General features: G+C 48.1%; 18 protein-coding genes. 4 read left to right on the top strand and 14 right to left on the bottom strand.

The features are described from left to right. Positions 1–165: 165 nt before the first annotated feature. Positions 166–1,908: an Rqc2 family fibronectin-binding protein gene (locus L1N85_RS00450; RefSeq protein WP_235233539.1), complete on the top strand. Its 1,743-nt coding sequence runs from the start codon at positions 166–168 to the stop codon at positions 1,906–1,908. Positions 1,909–1,986: 78 nt separating this feature from the next. On the opposite strand, the gene L1N85_RS00445 is transcribed toward L1N85_RS00450, so the two are convergent. The 7 genes from L1N85_RS00445 to L1N85_RS00415 form a co-directional block, all read right to left on the bottom strand. Further along, complete coding sequence (locus L1N85_RS00445) at positions 1,987–2,865, bottom strand: PHP domain-containing protein (protein ID WP_235233530.1); 879 nt, start codon at positions 2,863–2,865, stop codon at positions 1,987–1,989. Beyond that, complete coding sequence (locus tag L1N85_RS00440) at positions 2,856–3,767, bottom strand: selenium metabolism-associated LysR family transcriptional regulator (RefSeq protein WP_235233528.1); 912 nt, start codon at positions 3,765–3,767, stop codon at positions 2,856–2,858. Before L1N85_RS00440 ends, L1N85_RS00445 begins: the two co-directional genes overlap by 10 nt. Before the next feature lie 130 nt (positions 3,768–3,897). Further along, on the bottom strand, positions 3,898–4,335 hold the full coding sequence (locus tag L1N85_RS00435; protein WP_235233520.1) for a hypothetical protein: 438 nt from the start codon (positions 4,333–4,335) through the stop codon (positions 3,898–3,900). A 244-nt stretch (positions 4,336–4,579) separates the two neighbouring features. Next, positions 4,580–4,843 carry a YlbG family protein gene (locus L1N85_RS00430; protein WP_235233518.1) on the bottom strand — a complete coding sequence of 88 codons (264 nt, stop codon included), beginning with the start codon at positions 4,841–4,843 and terminating at the stop codon, positions 4,580–4,582. A gap of 129 nt (positions 4,844–4,972) precedes the next feature. Continuing rightward, complete coding sequence (locus L1N85_RS00425) at positions 4,973–5,464, bottom strand: YlbF family regulator (protein WP_235233515.1); 492 nt, start codon at positions 5,462–5,464, stop codon at positions 4,973–4,975. Positions 5,465–5,534: 70 nt separating this feature from the next. Then, a complete protein-coding gene (locus tag L1N85_RS00420; RefSeq protein ID WP_235233513.1) occupies positions 5,535–7,571 on the bottom strand; it encodes a helicase-associated domain-containing protein in 2,037 nt (678 codons plus the stop codon). Next, positions 7,568–9,271: a DNA repair helicase XPB gene (locus L1N85_RS00415; protein WP_235233509.1), complete on the bottom strand. Its 1,704-nt coding sequence runs from the start codon at positions 9,269–9,271 to the stop codon at positions 7,568–7,570. Before L1N85_RS00415 ends, L1N85_RS00420 begins: the two co-directional genes overlap by 4 nt. 173 nt (positions 9,272–9,444) lie before the next feature. On the opposite strand from L1N85_RS00415, the gene L1N85_RS00410 reads away from it, so the two are divergent. Further along, positions 9,445–10,293: a thermonuclease family protein gene (locus L1N85_RS00410; RefSeq protein WP_235233502.1), complete on the top strand. Its 849-nt coding sequence runs from the start codon at positions 9,445–9,447 to the stop codon at positions 10,291–10,293. A 69-nt stretch (positions 10,294–10,362) separates the two neighbouring features. Here the strand turns inward: L1N85_RS00410 and L1N85_RS00405 are convergent, their stop codons facing one another. Both L1N85_RS00405 and L1N85_RS00400 read right to left on the bottom strand, forming a co-directional pair. Beyond that, positions 10,363–10,797: a CBS domain-containing protein gene (locus tag L1N85_RS00405; protein WP_235233500.1), complete on the bottom strand. Its 435-nt coding sequence runs from the start codon at positions 10,795–10,797 to the stop codon at positions 10,363–10,365. A 75-nt stretch (positions 10,798–10,872) separates the two neighbouring features. After that, positions 10,873–12,066 (bottom strand): amidohydrolase, encoded by a 1,194-nt coding sequence (locus L1N85_RS00400; protein WP_235233498.1) that lies wholly within the window; start codon positions 12,064–12,066, stop codon positions 10,873–10,875. Positions 12,067–12,339: 273 nt separating this feature from the next. Here L1N85_RS00400 and L1N85_RS00395 point away from each other — a divergent pair, with 273 nt between their 5' ends. Next, positions 12,340–12,690, top strand: a complete 351-nt coding sequence (locus tag L1N85_RS00395; protein ID WP_235233493.1) for a YugN family protein — start codon at positions 12,340–12,342, stop codon at positions 12,688–12,690. A 10-nt stretch (positions 12,691–12,700) separates the two neighbouring features. Beyond that, entirely contained in the window at positions 12,701–13,897 is a 1,197-nt protein-coding gene (gene ftsW, locus L1N85_RS00390) for a putative lipid II flippase FtsW (protein WP_235233491.1), read from the top strand. A gap of 58 nt (positions 13,898–13,955) precedes the next feature. Here the strand turns inward: ftsW and L1N85_RS00385 are convergent, their stop codons facing one another. The 5 genes from L1N85_RS00385 to L1N85_RS00365 all read right to left on the bottom strand — a co-directional run bounded on the left by L1N85_RS00385 (position 13,956) and on the right by L1N85_RS00365 (position 17,203). Then, positions 13,956–14,339: an Asp23/Gls24 family envelope stress response protein gene (locus L1N85_RS00385; protein ID WP_235233489.1), complete on the bottom strand. Its 384-nt coding sequence runs from the start codon at positions 14,337–14,339 to the stop codon at positions 13,956–13,958. A 172-nt stretch (positions 14,340–14,511) separates the two neighbouring features. Further along, positions 14,512–14,799 carry a YlaN family protein gene (locus L1N85_RS00380; protein ID WP_235233487.1) on the bottom strand — a complete coding sequence of 96 codons (288 nt, stop codon included), beginning with the start codon at positions 14,797–14,799 and terminating at the stop codon, positions 14,512–14,514. Positions 14,800–14,936: 137 nt separating this feature from the next. Continuing rightward, complete coding sequence (locus tag L1N85_RS00375; RefSeq protein ID WP_235233485.1) at positions 14,937–15,179, bottom strand: HPr family phosphocarrier protein; 243 nt, start codon at positions 15,177–15,179, stop codon at positions 14,937–14,939. A 136-nt stretch (positions 15,180–15,315) separates the two neighbouring features. Further along, the gene (locus L1N85_RS00370) at positions 15,316–16,431 is read right to left on the bottom strand and encodes an aminopeptidase (protein ID WP_235233483.1); all 1,116 of its coding nucleotides are present in this window, start codon (positions 16,429–16,431) and stop codon (positions 15,316–15,318) included. 16 nt (positions 16,432–16,447) lie between these two features. Further along, a complete protein-coding gene (locus L1N85_RS00365; protein WP_235233480.1) occupies positions 16,448–17,203 on the bottom strand; it encodes a hypothetical protein in 756 nt (251 codons plus the stop codon). Between the last annotated feature and the right edge of the window lie 44 nt (positions 17,204–17,247).

The following is a 17,247-nucleotide window of genomic DNA, read 5'->3' as shown; positions in this document are numbered from 1 at the left end:
CCGTGATATGCCGAGCCAAGCTGCAGCAATGCCGGCCCTTCGGACAGCCCTTCTAGGGTAAATGTATTCGGACAGCCTATAAAATATCCCAACAAGGGCTTAAGTTTTTGTCTCAACTATGGCATGATAGAGAAAGACTTAAACGGAAGAGAGGAACGATACACCATGGCATTAGACGGCATCGTCACCCATGCGATCACGCAGGAGCTCCAGCGCTGCGTCGGCGCCCGTATACATAAAATTCATCAGCCCACCGACCACGAGCTTGTGCTTGGCATCCGCGGAGCGGGCATGCAGGGCAAGCTGCTCTTATCCGCTAATCCAACTTACCCTAGAGTTCATTGGACAACCGGCAGCTACGTTAATCCGATGGAGGCGCCTATGTTTTGCATGCTGCTCCGCAAGCATTGCGAAAGCGGCATCATCGAGTCGGTACGGCAAATCGGACGCGAACGCATCATTCATATCGAGGTCAAGCATCGCGACGAGCTGGGAGACTTATCGAACAAGACGATCATTATTGAAATTATGGGCCGTCACAGCAACATTATTTTGATGGATCCCCAGACAGGCATCATCCATGACGGCATTCATCATGTCACGCCTGCTATAAGCAGCCACCGCATCGTATTGCCCGGAAGCAGCTATGCCTCGCCTCCCGATCAAGGGAAGGTTGATCCGTTAATGATAGAAAATGAGCAGCAATTCGGGGAAGCGCTGCAGTCCGCGGATGAGTCTTCTCCGATGTATAAGCGTCTGGTAGACGTTCTTAGCGGCTTCAGTCCTCTGCTTGCCAAGGAACTCGTATACCGGTCGCAAGGAGACGATGAAGCGGATAGCCTCTCTACACTTTGGAACAGCTTCTCAAGCTTTATGGGCGAAGTGAAAGCCGACCAATACGCTCCAACCATAGTAACGGAGCAAAACAGCGGTAAAGCGTATTTCTCCATAACGAAGCTTACGCATATTCAAGGAGATGCGAAAATATTTTCTGACGTCAGCGCTTGCTTGGAAGGCTTCTATGGCAATAAAGCAGAACGCGACACCGTGAAGCAGCGCGCTGCGGATCTGATCCGGTTCGTACAAAACGAAAAAGCCAAAAACGTAACAAAAATAAAAAAGCTCGAAGACACGCTGGCCGAAGCAAAGGACGCGGAAAAATATCGCGTGCTCGGCGAACTGCTGACCGCTTACATGCACCAAATAAAGCGCGGCGACACGGCCATAACGCTCATTAACTTCTATGACGAGGAGCAGACGGAGGTAAAGATCGAGCTTGATCCGCAGCTAACGCCTTCTGACAACGCACAGCGTTATTTCCGGCGTTACACGAAGCATAAAAACAGCCTGGCCATTGTGGCGGAGCAAATGGAGATCGCTCGTACGGAGATACAGTACTTCGAAGCGCTGCTGCAGCAATTGGATAATGCCTCACTCGCAGATATAGGAGAAATTCGCGATGAGCTCGTTGAGCAGGGCTACATGAAGGAACGCGGCCGCCGTGGTCCCAAGAAGAAGAAGGCGCTGCGCCCGACATTGCTTTGCTACACCTCTTCCGAGGGGGCAATCGTGTATGTAGGCAAGAACAATACGCAAAACGAATATTTGACGAATCGGCTCGCCGCGCCTTCTGATACGTGGCTGCATACGAAGGATATACCGGGGTCTCATGTTGTCATACGAGGCAACGATTTCGGCAACGCTACGCTGGAGGAAGCGGCCATGCTTGCCGCACATTACAGCCAGGCGCGCGATTCCAGCTCGATCCCGGTCGACTACACGACTATTCGTCATGTGCGCAAGCCTAACGGCGCCAAGCCTGGCTTCGTCATTTACGACAATCAAAAGACATTGTTCATTACGCCGGATGAACAGCGGATCAAATCACTTGCTGTTGAAGCGAAATAAAAAATCACGGTTTCTTATTTTGATCAAATAAGAAGCCGTGATTTTATTTTTCCGATAGAGTTTTTTAGAGGCGGGCCATCATTCCGATTTCTCCCGACTAGGCCGAAGCTGCTGAAGCACATGCACATCTACCGCACGGCTGCCGACTGCGCCATGAAAAATTTGGCCGCGGCGTATGCCGTGAAAGTCCGAGCCTCCGGTAACTATCAAACCATATATATCGGCCAGCTTCGTATAGCGGCTCTCTTCTTCAGACCCGTGATCGGAATGATACGCTTCTATTCCTTGAACGCCATGTTGAATCAACTCCTCTACCAGCGCATCGTTCCCATATAGGCCCGGATGTGCAATGACGCTCGTTCCGCCTGCTTCCTTGATCCATTCCATTGCCTCAATGGGATGCAGGCGAGGCGGATTGACGTATGCCGCTGCTCCTGAAGCAAGATAGCGGTCGAAGGCCTCTTTCATACTGGACACAATGCCTTTGCGAACGAGCACCTCCGCGATGTGAGGTCTGCCAACGCTTCCCTCCGAATTCAGCAACGAGTCCTCAGCACTGCTGCCATGGGCAGCCGCGAGCACCTCCTCCATCGTAATCGGAATGCCCAGCCCGCGCAGCTTTTCCACTATCATAACGTTCCTGCGATCTCTTGTACCCCTTAGGCTGGTAAGCCTTGCAATCCACCGCTCATCCTCGTTATTCGTAAAATAACCAAGAATATGTATATCAATGCCGCTCGCTGCGGTACTGAGCTCAACGCCTGGAACAACAATAATATTTGTACGCATCCCTTCCAGGACGGCTTCCGCTACGCCAGCCACCGTATCATGATCGGTTATGGCAACGGCCGCAAGACCAGCCGCTTTCGCCAGCCGCACATTTTCCGCCGGTGACTGCATGCCATCCGATGCGGTCGTATGCGTATGCAGATCTGCCAGCCCGCGCATTAGAGCCATTGTTGCAAATCCCTCTCTCTCAAGAAGGTTAAAAAGGTAACTGCAGAAATAGGAAGCAGCGCTGATTTCAAATAAATCGAGTAAAATTGACGCTGAAATTTCGTATCCGAGATTTTGATCATACGAATTAATCCAAGCGCGACCTCATGCTTTACCGAAGACGAGGAAATGAATGAAATGCCAAGCCCCGCCTCGACGGCCGATTTCACAGCGCCGGTGCTTCCAAGCTCCATTACGATTTTCATTGAGGCAGGGTCGATGTTCTTATTCCTTAGCTGTTCCTCCATGACAAGCCGTGTTCCAGAGCCTTGCTCACGCAAAACAAACGGATATTCCATGACTTCCTTAAGCGTCACCGAAGAGCGATCGGCTAATGGATGGTCCTTAGAAACGATCAGGCGGAGCTCGTCACTCATCACAGCTTCCATATGCATGTCCGGGTGATTAACCGGTGCTTCGATCAAGCCGAAATTAAGCTGATGATTCAATATATCTTCCATTATTTGTGAAGTATTCATAACCTTCATACTGATCGAGATATGCGGATACTCTTGGCCGAACGGACCGAGCAACCGAGGTAAAATATACTCCCCAATCGTCAGGCTGGAGCCCAGTTGAAGCCTTCCTTTGAGCTGCTTCGTGAAAGCGGACATCGCTTGATCCGTATCACGAATTATATCAATGCTCCGCTGAGCATAAGGCATAAGCGCTCTGCCCGCTTCCGTCAACTCGATCCGCTTGGTAGATCTCTGCAGCAGCTTCGTGCCGAAATAATCTTCCAACGACTGCACCTGCATCGTAACGGCCGGCTGAGTCATATGTAAAGCTTGCGCTGCAGCTGAAAAACTGCCTCGTTCCGCAACCGTATAAAAAATGTGCAACTGATGAAAATTAAGTGCCATCGAATATTCATCCTTTCTTATGTCGTTATTATACTACAAAGCTTATACAGATCCTTAATCGACTAACAAAAAAAGCGTTCAATCCTTTCAGATTAACGCTCCTTCATTTATATTCAACTTTTAATGTGCCTTACTTGCGCTTCCTGCTGCTTTTCACAAGCGTCATTCTCCGGGAATGGCGCAACCACGAATAATAGGATTTTAGGTCCCTAAGTTCAATTGTTTCAGACATACGTCCCAAAAAGGTAACAATGATCATCTTATGTAAAGGATTTCCGATAATATCCGTTTCCGTGATTGATTCAGAAAATTCCGCGACAAACACGAGATCGTTATCAATGAGATACACATCTTGTTCGTTGCGGTAATAAGGCGCGATCCGGCCTTGCTTCAAGCATTCCCACAAAAACTCGGCAATGTCTTCGAAACCGGTTTTCTCGCTTTCGATTCGATCCAGCCAGCGGCTTTTAGCATGGTTCGTAATTACGATATCCGCTACCTTCTTATCCCCCAAATCGATATAAAACGACTCATATGTACTCCATCTTCTCGTCATTTTATCTTTCATTACGCAACCTACTCCTTCCAAAGAACCAGGGCTTTTATCCTATGAATTTAATACCATTTTACCATGATTGTCCGTATTTACAACAAAAAATTAAAGTCAGACCATATTTGCAACTTTTTGGATATAATTATGAAAAAGACGCCTCTCAGCGATAAAATCATGCTGAGAAGCGTCTGTTATCTCATTATTGCCAAACCCAACGTAAGTTAAAATTATCAGGGTTGGAATCGCCGGCCCCTGCAGGCTACAAACTATAGAACCTTGTTTTGTCTTCACTGTCTTTGCTGTACTCGGTCTTGATTTCGTTGCGGTACGATCGCTCAATCTTGCGAACATAGGGCAGTTTTCCCATTTGTCTTACGGCTTCTTCCGAACGCTCCGCATTCATGTACATAACGACGTAATGCATCTTACGTGACATATAATGTACGGATCCGAATCTCTCGAGTGATCTCGCCGCCTTCAAATCACTAACCCATATAATATAACCCGTTCGATCCGGTAACATCTCGTCCCTCCTAAAAGGTTTGCGCAGCAAACCTGCTTCGTGAGCATTCGCTATGGTTTGCGCAGCAAACCTGCTTCGTGAGCATTCGCTATGGTTTGCGCAGCAAACCTGCTTCGTAATCTATTCGATTTAACCGCAGCCGCCGCTGCCGCAGCTGCATGAACCGCCGCTGCCGCAGCTTCCGCCGCCGGCCTTCTCGTTGCCCGGCACTTTAATATTGTCCGAAACCGACTCGGCAATCGTACGGGATACGTCGAAAAGCATTTCATCCACGACTTGCTCGGCAAGTTTGAAGCGGCGAACGCTTTCGACCTCGCTAAGCTCACGTTCGATTAGCTTCACTTTATCTTTCGCTTCGTTGTAATCGGGATGAAAGCGGCCAAAACGTTCACATTCGACGAACAGTTCCTTCGCTTTCGCGAATCGCTTCGTCATTTGTTTCACTTCATCGTCCTCATTCACGACCGACTTCCAATATAAATATTCGGCAACTTCCGCCGATTGATTTATCCAATCCCCTAACTCGTAGGCGCAAAGCAATAGCGACGCCATATCTAGCGAAGAAACGACGCCTTGCGGTTGTTCCATCTGAACGGCCGCCAACTCTTCAGCAGTAGGCATTCATCCACCCCATCCCAATTCGCTAATTTCTACATTATCATACCATACTCGCTTAGCCAATAGATAGAGATTATGTTGGATCGGCGAGGCCGGGAATAACGAGACGCATCTCTTCCCACATGTCGGGAGTCAGACGAATCAGCTGTCGTTCCTGCTCATCCCTCAGCAGCCCGACAACCGCCCAGGTCCCATTTTGCTGCTCAATTCTCTCAGGCACAAATGAACGCAGCTCCTGTTCGATTCGCAGTTGAACAGGCGTTTGCCACTCCAATGCCTGCTCAATGAGCTCTTTTCTTGTGGAATGGTGATACGAGCGGAGCTGCTTCGTCCAGATCGCAGGCACTTGCTCCAGTTGCAAAAAAGGCTGCATACTCTCGGAGGCGCTGCCGTCCGTCAATTCAAAATGATGCAGTGGACATGTTTCATAAATAAAGGTATCTGCAGACTTAATTTCTGGTGTGAAGGTCAACGCCGAATTTCGTGAAGCTTTTGCCAAATGCTTAACGAAAGGATAACATTTATGATCGGTTTCGGGATAGGATTGAACGCCCTTCCGCGGCGGATAACCCGCCTGCTGCAGCAGGCGTCTAATCTCATCCAATTGTGACTTGTCGACCATAAAGTCCGATGCTCCGAGCTTAGCCAACAGCATAGGAGCCATTTCGGAATCCTTCTCAACCAGCTCTGCCATCTGTTCGCTGTCGCAGCGCAGCAAGACGGCCTCTGCAAACGAATATCGGCATGCCCGGCTGGTCCACACCTCCATCAATGCTTCGAAAGCGGAAGGCAAGGAGTCACTGCCGGATGCCTCCATAAGGAAGGACTGAATGGATTTATTTGTTCTTCCATTTTCCAATGCCCGCGCAACCGTAACGGGTTTAAGCTGATATACGGCTACTTGCTCATCCGATACTCGTTCGGCAAGCAATTCCAACTCCCATCGAATCGTAAAGGGGCAGCTGGGCTCGACTATTAATTCACCATTGGGCTGTATGGTTATATAATGAGGATTCACCTCGACCGCAGCGCTGCCGCGGGCATGCGCGGAATAAGATCCTTTCCACCTGAACAGACGCTCGCGGCCGTCTGAGCCGCAGCAATCAACAAGTTCCATCCAGCCTAGACTGTGGAACAGTTCATACCAGCAAGGAGCGGGCCAGCGGACATTCAAGTCGGCATTCATGAATGTTTCAACGCGGGTCTTCTTTAACCATTCCTCCACGTCGCGTTCGGAATACCATAAACGGGCCTCTAAACCGATCAAAGCAGCTGCCGCATGCGAGCTTGCTCCTCCGGCCGGAAGGAGCAGCCTTAGGCACCAATCCATTAACTGACGCTCCCTGCTGCCTTCGTCCAGCTCCAGCCAGCTTGTAAGCGAATCTTCCTTCCATTTCAATGCTCCCTCGCCCGATTGAAGCAATCCGATCGCTGCACCCGCCTCTAAAATAAATGCAGCCTTCAGCGGATAGAGCTCCCGATGAGTCCATTTCAGCCCGAAGCGGTGAAGACATTGCTCATCAAGCTCAACAACCTGCACCAGCTTGGCAACCGTCTTCTTGGAGAGCGCTCCTTTCTTCGTAAGCTCCAGCCCGCTTTGGGCTAAAGCAGCGAAAGCGGAAAGCAGCTGTCTTCCGAGCGGCCTGCAATGAGTCCGTATTTTGCCGTTAATTAATTTTTCTTGATTAGCGGAAGACAATGGATCGGTTTGGAATGGCCATAATGATTGCTGCCAGATGCTAAAGCAGTCGACCGGGATGAAAAATATTTTTTCCCCCCACACTTTCCGGACAGAGAATAAAATCCCGGCTTCCTCTAATTCAACAAGACCCATATGACATTCAGCGCCTGACAAACCAGTATGTTTTCGAACAGCCGTTATCAGACGTTCTTCCTGAGCGGGTACTGCGGCGAAAGAACGGAGCATCGTTTTTAAAACGAGCAAAGCATTGGCCGATAGGCGCTCTGCAGCCGACTGTACAGCCTCACGGTCTAAGGCGGCCTCTCTCCAGCTAAGTCCGCGCTGCATGGCGGGCCGCCAAACATCTGCTAGAATAAACCGCTCCTCACGCTGTTCGCTCAGCTTGCCCAAGAGCTGTTGTATGTTCATTGAGCAGCCTCCTCCAAGGCGGCGATACCGTCAATCGGCAAACTAAGCCTCTCATATTGATATCCTTGTTCAAGCATAAATAGCTGTCTCCTCATAGCAAACTCCGTTTCCTTCGTTTGATCGGTTACGATCGTATAAAACCAAGCCGAGTTATTTCCTTCCTTGGGCCTAAGCAGCCTGCCAATCCGCTGCGCCTCCTCCTGCCTTGAGCCAAAGCTTCCCGAAAGCTGTATAGCCACCGCCGCATCAGGGAGATCAACCGCGAAATTAGCAACTTTGGAAACGACCAAAACCGAGATGGCTCCCGTTTTGAACCGTTCATATAGCAGCTGTCTGTCTTGCTGCGGAACCTCTCCCGTCAACAGCGGCGCCTTAAGTCTGTCGGCAATCTCATGCAATTGATTCAAATATTGTCCAATAATTAAAGTCGGCTTGCCTGCGTGCTCTTGCAGCAGCCGTTGCACAATTGGAATTTTACCGGGATTTTCAGCGGCTAACCTAAGCTTTGACCTGGCGCTGGCGTCACGGTAAAGCTCCTGTTTTTCTTTTTGCAGCGGCACTCTTATTTCCGTACACGAGACAGAAGCGATATAAGAACCCGCTTCCGCCGACTTCCACTGCATGTCGAATTGCTTGGGGCCGATTAACGAATATACGTCCTCCGCGCAGCCATCCTCACGAACGAGCGTCGCCGTTAACCCAAGTCTTCTGGTAGCTTGTATATCCGCTGTCATTCGAAAAACGGGCGCGGGAAGCAAATGAACTTCATCATAAATGATTAGACCCCAATCGCGCTCCGAAAATAACCTCATATGGGAGAAAGCAGCTTCCTTCGATTTGCGGTGAGTCAGAATATTATATGTTGCGATCGTAACCGGACGGACCTGCTTCAAAGTGCCGCAATACTCGCCAATCTCTGCGTCCGTTAACGATGTTTTATCCAACAGCTCCTCCTTCCACTGCTTGACCGACGTGCTGTTTGAGGTCAAAATAAGAGTCGCACTGCTGAGCTGGGCTAAAGCTGCTATACCGACTATGGTTTTCCCGGCGCCGCAGGGCAGCACGATTACGCCGCTTCCCCCCTGCACCGTTCCTTCCTTATAAAATTGCTTTACAGCTTCCTTCTGATAATCCCTTAAGCGAAAGGGACGATTTCGGAGTGTATGCTCCCGAATATGTACAGCAAGCGCCTCGCCCGAGTGATAGCCGGCCCTATCGATCACCGGATACCCAAGACGCGTCAGCTCCTGCTTAAAGACTCCCCTGCAGCCGTTGCAGAGCTCCCATTCATTCGGCTTTAATCGGTTCTGCACATATTCAATGATGGACGAATGCCTATATATTTGCTCCATCAAAGCCGGTTCCCCTTGAAACAGGAGCTTTCCAGAATCCATCGTTAAGCTTAAGCAGCCATATCTGCCGATTAACCTTCTTATGGTTGCTTCTGCTTGAAACGGCAGCTCGTACTTCCCGTATTCGCTCAGCCAGCCGACAATGTCATTGGCACTTATTCCTGAAGCCGCGGCGTTCCATAACGTCAATGCTGTCATCCGGTAAGTATGGATCGAACCCGCTCTTCTTACCGCATCGGTAAACAGGATCAGTTTCTCTCTGACCTGTCCCGCATTCGGCGTACTTTCGTCAAGCAAAATTACTAAATCCGACTGAACAACCAAAGGCTTGTCATCGCGCCCGTGCATCCTTCCTCCTCCTAACGTAAATCTAAACAGAGTATCTCTATTGTCAGTATGAAAGGTTTTCGTCTATTTTATGCTAAACCCAATCTATACTCTTTACGTTATTTATGAGAAAAATGTGTTATAGTGATAAGATCATCTAATATATAGCTAAATGTGTCGGAGGTACTTCAGCTGTGAAAAGAAACATAATCATTTTCCTCATGCTCATTGGTTTGCCGCTTGCGGGCTGCTCGGCCATTGCCGACCTTTCATCAAACGCCGTACAATCGAATCAATGGTATTCCGTATACGACTTTGTAGACGGGGATACTTTCAAAATAAAAACGGGTGACGATATAACTACAATTCGTCTTCTGTACGTGGACACGCCGGAAACCAAAAAGCCGAATAGTCCTGTCGAGCCTTTTGGACCGGAAGCATCCGCCTATACGGAACAGCTGTTAAATGAATCCAAGAAGGTAAGACTCACCTTCGACAAGGAGCTTACCGACAAATATGAACGCACGCTCGCGATTGTCGAGTTGAAAGATGGACGAATATTAAATGAGCTGTTACTCGAGCAAGGTCTCGCAAAGGTTCTTATTGTCGAGCCCAACGTGAAAATGGAAAACGTTTACAAACAGATTGAACAGCAAGCCAAGCAAAATAAACAAGGGATCTGGAGAAATGCATCCGATTCGGACAATACGGATATCCCAGTCAAGAAGGCCGCTCGCAGCGGCATAGTGATCGAGGTCGACAAGCGGGCAGAGCTTGTTACTATAACGAATACGACGAATGAGTCGATTACGATGGATGGCTGGAAGCTTGTTAGCGTACGGGGCAATCAAACCTATCCTTTTGGACCCTATGAGCTGGCGCCGAAGCAAAAAGTACTCATTTCCTCTGCGGAAGAATCCGAAGCACCCGTCACAAACGCTTTAGAGTGGGGAGCATCAAATATTTGGAACAACAGCGAATCAGACCCTGCCGAGCTTTATAATGCGAATAACGAGCTAGTTGCTGTATGGGAAGACGAGTAACGACAATAAGCTCCGCACCAAAAATAAGACTGCCCCAGCGACGGGGCAGTCTTATTTTTCATATTCCTTTTAAGAATGGACCGGTGATGGCTCATGCTCGGAAATAGCGCTCAACGCTTCGCCGGCTTCATTAACGAAAATTTCCCGAACAGCTAAATCCCCGATAGCCAACACGCCGACCAGTTCACCGTTATCAACCACCGGCAATCTTCGAATTTGATTAGCCGCCATAATCTTAGCTGCTTCATCTGCGGTCGTATCGGATGTAATCGTTTCGATGTCTTTCGTAATCACTTCCGTCACAGCCGTAGAACCGGAATGCTTCTCCGCGTAGCCGCGAACAACCAAATCCCGGTCAGTCACGACGCCTACAAGTTTCCTGCCCTCTACGATTGGAACGAATCCAATGTCAAACTGCTTCATCTTCACAGCCAGTTCATACACATTATCTTGCAGCGTAGCGGTAACGCAATCTGTGGACATAATCTGTTTCACTGTTTTCATAAAAAGCCCTCCTTGAGTCGTGATTCGAGAATTAGCATCTCCGATCGCATGAGGGCTTATCCCCGCCTGCCGATATTAAGATCTGACAAATTCGTTTGCATAGTCTTCTGCCATGCCAATCAGCAATCGCGCAGCGCGGAACATCGCTCTCTCGTCTATATCGAATTTCGGATGGTGATGGGAAAAGACCGCACCGCATTCTTCACTGCCCGCCCCAACAAACATAAAGCAGCCAGGTACCTGCTGCAGATAATATGAGAAATCCTCTGCAATCGTAATGGCTTCCGAGTGCACAACGGACTGATCGCCAAACAATTGCTCTCCGACCTTAAAGAAACGTTCTGCCTCGATCTCATCGTTCACAACGGGGGGATAACCTATTCGCATCTGATATTCATATTCGGCATTATGCATGCTGCAGGTATGTTTGATCAGCGATTCCAGACGTTCATGAATCATCATTCTGGTTTGCTCGTCAAAGCACCTCACCGTTCCCTTGAGCCTGCAGCGCTCCGCAATAATATTGTTCGTGGAGCCAGCCTGAAACGAACCGATCGTAACGACTGCGGGATGCAGCGGATTGACGTTGCGGCTTACGATAGATTGAACAGATTGGACGAGAGAAGAACCGATCATAATCGAATCGATCGCTTGATGCGGCAAGCCGCCATGTCCTCCGCGTCCTATGATATCAATAATAAACTCGTCTGCCGCAGCCATAAACGGCCCCGGCTTCGATGCAACCAGCCCATGCGCCAGCGGTGTCCACAAATGGACGCCATATACTGCATTCACCCCTTCGAGGGCGCCATCCTTAATCATCGGCAATGCGCCGCCAGGCGTCACCTCTTCCGCAGGCTGAAACAGCAATCGGCGTTCACCGCAAATAATTGCGCGATTGGCGGTGTAATAAGCGGCAATTGCCAATAATGTTGCAGTATGGGCATCATGACCGCAAGCATGCATCACATTAGGCACCTTGGATGCGTATTCACATTTTTTCTCATCTTGAATTGGCAAAGCATCGATATCAGCCCTTAAAGCGACAACAGGTCCAGGTTTATCTCCCTTTATGACTGCAATTAGGCCATGTCCGCCTACACCTGTCCGTACTTCGCAGTCTAATTCTGCCAATTGGCTAGCAATCCAGCTTGCTGTTACTCTCTCATGAAACGACAGCTCCGGAAATTGATGAAGATGCCTGCGCCAACGAATCATGTTTGGATAAAGCTTCTGAAGCGCTTGATCTACGATATCCTCTGTTTGCATATCGCAAACCTCCCTACAACGTTATATCAGATGGTTCCATATAGTTTAACAGATAAATGCTGAATTAAGAAAGCTTATCCATAATGGTTCGGAGGCGAATCATATATTTCGTCAAAATGTCACTTTTGAAGTCCGCGTATAGCCGGAGTAAGGCTTGCGCTAGCTGGGGAAACATACTATCATGAGTAAAGAATGTACAACTCTGTCTTTTGAACTGGAAGCATATGCTTGCAAAGTCAGTTTTGCTTCACAAAACCTTTGGGAGGAACTACCATGATTATTGAAAATACCGGACTTAACGGTGTTAAAAGCGAATTGGACCATTTAGATGAATCAGCCGAGAAGGTTGGATTTGTCCGCTGGCAATGGGAATATTATCGCGCTACATACGATTTGAAGCTCGAGGACCGTGCCAGCGGCTCCGATTATTTTTTGAGAATAGCAACTCGCGCGGTTGAAGGCAAGCTGGAATCGCCTCATGCTGTACTTGTGATCGAGTCCGTGTATATCGGGCGGGCAACCTTTCCTCACGGCATGGAGTATGAATCTCCGGTCCCGCAGCCAATCATGAATACGGCAACGCAAAGATTACAGCAATTGAAACAGCTGTTAGTGTTAGTGTAACGGGGCAAATATGAAAGCTGCGCAGAACGGTGGCCGTGGAAGACCGGACTTTCTGCTTCTCATTTTAACTCTTCTGCTTGTCGGCTTCGGGCTTGTGATGGTGTTCAGTGCAAGCTCAAGCGTGGCAGTTGTGGATCCAAGGATTAATGATGCATTATACTTTACGAAACGCCAGCTCATGTGGGCTGGACTTGGCACTTTTATTATGCTGTTTATGATGAACCTGCGTTACCAGATATACAAGAAAGCATTTATGCTCTTCTTTATACCCGTCATGATTATGCTTATGCTCGTTCCTTTCGTAAGCGAATCGATAAACGGAGCCCGAAGCTGGTTCGGTATTGGCAATCTCGGTATTCAGCCCACGGAACCAGCTAAGCTAGCTCTAATCTTGTATCTCGGAGCGCTTATTTCCAAAAAAGGAGAAAAGTTCCGCGATTTTAAAAAGGGATTGCTTCCCGTCATTGTCATTGTTGGCTTTATATGCGGTCTCATTATGCTGCAGCCGGATCTTGGCTCGTGCTTGGTCATTGCAGCTTGCGCTACCATTATGATTATGGCAGGCGGAGCAAACCTTAAACATGTATTTCTTACAGCAAGCGCTGTTGTTCTATTCTTTACCGTAGTTATTAGCCTGACAATGGCCATTTCCCCTGATACGTGGCAAGAAAAGTGGCAGTACAGAATCGATCGCTTTACAGCCTTTAAAGATCCTCTTGCCGATGCGCAAGGAACCGGCTGGCAGTTGGTTTCATCCTTGCAGGCGCTTGGTCACGGCGGAATAACCGGTGCAGGTTTCGGTGAGAGCATACAGAAATTACATTACCTAAAATACCCGTATAACGATTTCATTTTTTCGATTATCGCCGAAGAGTTTGGCTTTATCGGAAGCACTTTTTTCCTTCTCTTTTATTTATTATTTTTATGGCGCGGGCTTATTGTCGCTCTTCGCTCGCCCGATCAATACGGTACGGTCGTTGGCGTCGGGATCATTGGATTAATCGCGATGCAAGCGTTTATTAACATCGGCGGCGTGACGGGCGCAATTCCTCTAACGGGTGTTACGCTGCCTTTCATCAGCTATGGCGGATCATCTTTGCTTGTGACCCTGATGAGTATGGGCGTTTTGCTGAGTATCTCAAGAGAATCGAACAAAGTGGAAAAGCCATTAAAACAACAGGCCAATTCCCGAACATACCGCGCATAAATAAATAGACGGCAATCTCTGATACAAGAGTTACCGTCTTTTATTTATGCTCTGCAAATTACTTCAACCGCTGCTGCTGTTGCTCTTCAACATCATCCTCTTTGAAAGCAACACCCTCTACCTTAACGTTCACTTCAACGACATTCAAGCCTGTCATGTTCTCGACCGACTCCCGCACATTCAACTGAAGCTGACGGCAAACTTCTTGAATTGGAATTCCGTAATGGACAATAATACGAAGATCGATTGCTGCTTCCAGCTGCCCTACTTCAACAGAAACGCCTTTTTGCACATTTTTACCGCTTAACCGTTTGGCGAGTCCTTCGGATATACCGCCCGACATGGCTGCTATGCCGGGTGTCTCAAGTGCTGCGAGTCCAGCTATCGTCGCTACTACATCATCAGAAATTCGGATAATACCTGTTTGAAGTTCTTCATTCATGTGACTCACTCCTCATTTTTCCATATATGTTTATTGTAATGGATGGCAAGTGGTGAAGCAAGAACAGTGCTTTTAAACGGACATGGTAATCTGTTATTTATTGGTAAAGTTCATATACGACCTTATTCCAATATATGATGATCAGTAAGAAAAGAGCAGCCCCTATAGGAGACTACTCTTTTCTTTCCAATGCTTCATATAGCAAAGCCAAATTCCTCTCCAGCCTGTTTACGATTTCTTTGCCCGCCATCTCGGCTATTAAACCGGCACGAACGGCAAAATCAATCTCGCGGGAGAATCCATACATTTGTGTATCTAATACTTCTTCGTACAGCGGGCATTGACGAGTAGTCAAGTTCTCCATCTGGACTTCGATTAACTTTTCTATTTTACTCGCATCTTCCTGAAGAAGACGAAACGCTTTCTCATGCAATTGTACCGTAATTTCCGGTGAAGACATCGTTTTCCCCCCTATGCGCGTATCCGCCGTCTTCTATACCCTTTATATTAGACGAAAAAGAGGGATTATACAAGGTGAAAACAGAAAAGCGCTCCTTCTTAAAAGAAGGAGCGCTTTTCTGTTTTCGTATCATGCTGCTAATCTGTGATTACAGTTACGTTCAAGTTATGTTTAGCGAATACGTCAGCCATTGCTTTCTTTGCTGCCTCGGCATCAGGGCCGTGTACATGCAGTTCGTAGGCGTGTCCTCCAACTAATGTAGTGAACAGTCCGAGAATGCTTTTTACATCGATATATTTGCTCTCGGCTTGCAGAACGATCGAAGAAGTAAATTGGCTAGCCGTTTGGGAAATTTCTACAATAGCTGCATTGTTGGACATGGGTGATCCCTCCAAATATTTTAGTAAAGCTTACCTTTGTCACCATGATAACCCGAAATTAAACATCCAGCAAGAGAAAAAAAGAAAACCGCTTTATTTTCCATTTCATACATCATAAATCTGTACATTCAGACCCTTATTTCAAATGATCGGCATTCAAGCCTTCAAGCTCAGGAAGGACGAATTGTCCATCCTTCCGAATAAGCACATCATCGAAATAAATTTCGCCGCCTCCGTACTCCGGACGTTGAATGAGCACCAAATCCCAATGCACGGAGGAACGATTGCCGTTATCCGTTTCTTCATAGGCCTGACCTGGAGTAAAGTGCAGGCTTCCGGCAATTTTCTCATCGAACAAAATATCATTCATCGGATGCAAAATATGCGGATTAAAGCCGATAGCAAATTCGCCGATATAACGCGAGCCTTCGTCCATATCCAAAATTTCGTTCAAACGGGCCGTATCATTGCTTTCCGCTTTTACGATTTTGCCGTTCTCGAAGGTGAATGAGATGTTCTGAAACGTCACGCCGGAATATACGCTAGGCGCATTGTAAGTAATGGTCCCCTGTACTGAGTCGCGGACAGGAGCTGTGAACACTTCGCCGTCCGGGATATTCCGGTGCCCGGAGCATTTTTTGGAACCGATGCCTTTTATGGAAAAGCGTAGATCAGTACCCGGTGAAACAATGCGAACGCGATCCGTTCTGTTCATCAACGCTTGCAGCGGATCCATCGCGTTATCCATCTTCGCATAATCTAAATTACATACGTCGAAATAAAAGTCTTCAAATGCTTCCGTGCTCATATTGGCAAGCTGCGCCATCGACGCATTCGGATAACGCAGCACCACCCACTTCGTTTTTTTGACGCGCTGCTCCATATGTACGGGGTTTCTATAGATTTGCTCATACAGTCGCATATTTGCATCCGGGATTCCCGCAAGCTCATTCACGTTCTCTCCTGCTCGAACCGCGATGTAGCCTTGCATGTTCTTCATTCGCTCCAGATCGAGCGCAGACCATAGCTCCATCTGCTCCTTCGAGGCGTGCAGCAGCAGCGTCCTCAGAACGGAACGATCACTCGTTTCTACGAATGGTCTCCCGCCCCGCTTGGCTACCTCTTCGATTAAGCATTTCGCCAGCTCGCGTTCTGAGCCAATCATATCGATTAATATGTTTTCTCCAGGCCTGACATCGATGGAATATCCGACTAAATTTTGAGCTAGCTTTTGCAATCGTGGATCGCGCATGGTAATCCCTCTCCTTCTAACTGTCGCTGGTTAACAAATCCATCGTAACATGACTGAGCGTCCGTTGAACAGTATCGCTGGACGCACCGTCAAACGATTGAAACCGTACAGTCGTATGCCTTTCCTCTGAAAGCGGTTTTCCATTGTAGGTATAGCTGAATACCGTTTTCTCGTCCATTTTGAGGGGCAGCAGCCGATCCCGGTCTATTACGAGCTCATACACCGTTACGGCTTTCATGGTCTTCAGCATATCGTTTAATTGCTTCTCCGACCGCTCCAGCTCCTTCTGCCACTCGTCTTTATAGGAACGATCCTCGAGAGAAACATTTTCCCTTAGACGCTCAAGCTCTTGACGAAGCCTTTGCTCCCATCTTTCTTTAGAGGCGGCCTGATTCTCGGCAATATGCAGGGTGACGGTCTCCGGGTCATTACTGCCGTTAACCAAGCTTACTTCCTCATTCGATTCATTCAGCGCCTCAAGCACTTGTACGGGATTCCAGTGCAGCGTGTCCTCGCTATTCGTCTGCAAAGTCAACTGCTTGTGATCGACGACTTTCCCTTCAAAAATTTGCGGCTTGAACTCGAATCCGTCAGCCGTTTTTATGCTCATTGAGCCTGTGAACGCATATTGATCCGTAGCAGCAAGACCCGAGTAAGATAAAGACAGCAACTCTTCAGGTGATCGTTGACCAGCGGTATTTCCGCACCCAAATAGGAACATCATAGATCCTGCGATCCATAAAAAAGTCACGATTACTTTCATTCGCATCACGCGCCAGTCCTCCCGTCCGTCCTGTTACTATGATAGGTTCCCTA

The organism is Paenibacillus alkaliterrae (genome assembly GCF_021532375.1).
Taxonomy (GTDB): Bacteria; Bacillota; Bacilli; order Paenibacillales; family Paenibacillaceae; genus Pristimantibacillus; species Pristimantibacillus alkaliterrae.
This window is presented reverse-complemented; position numbering and strand designations above follow the sequence as displayed.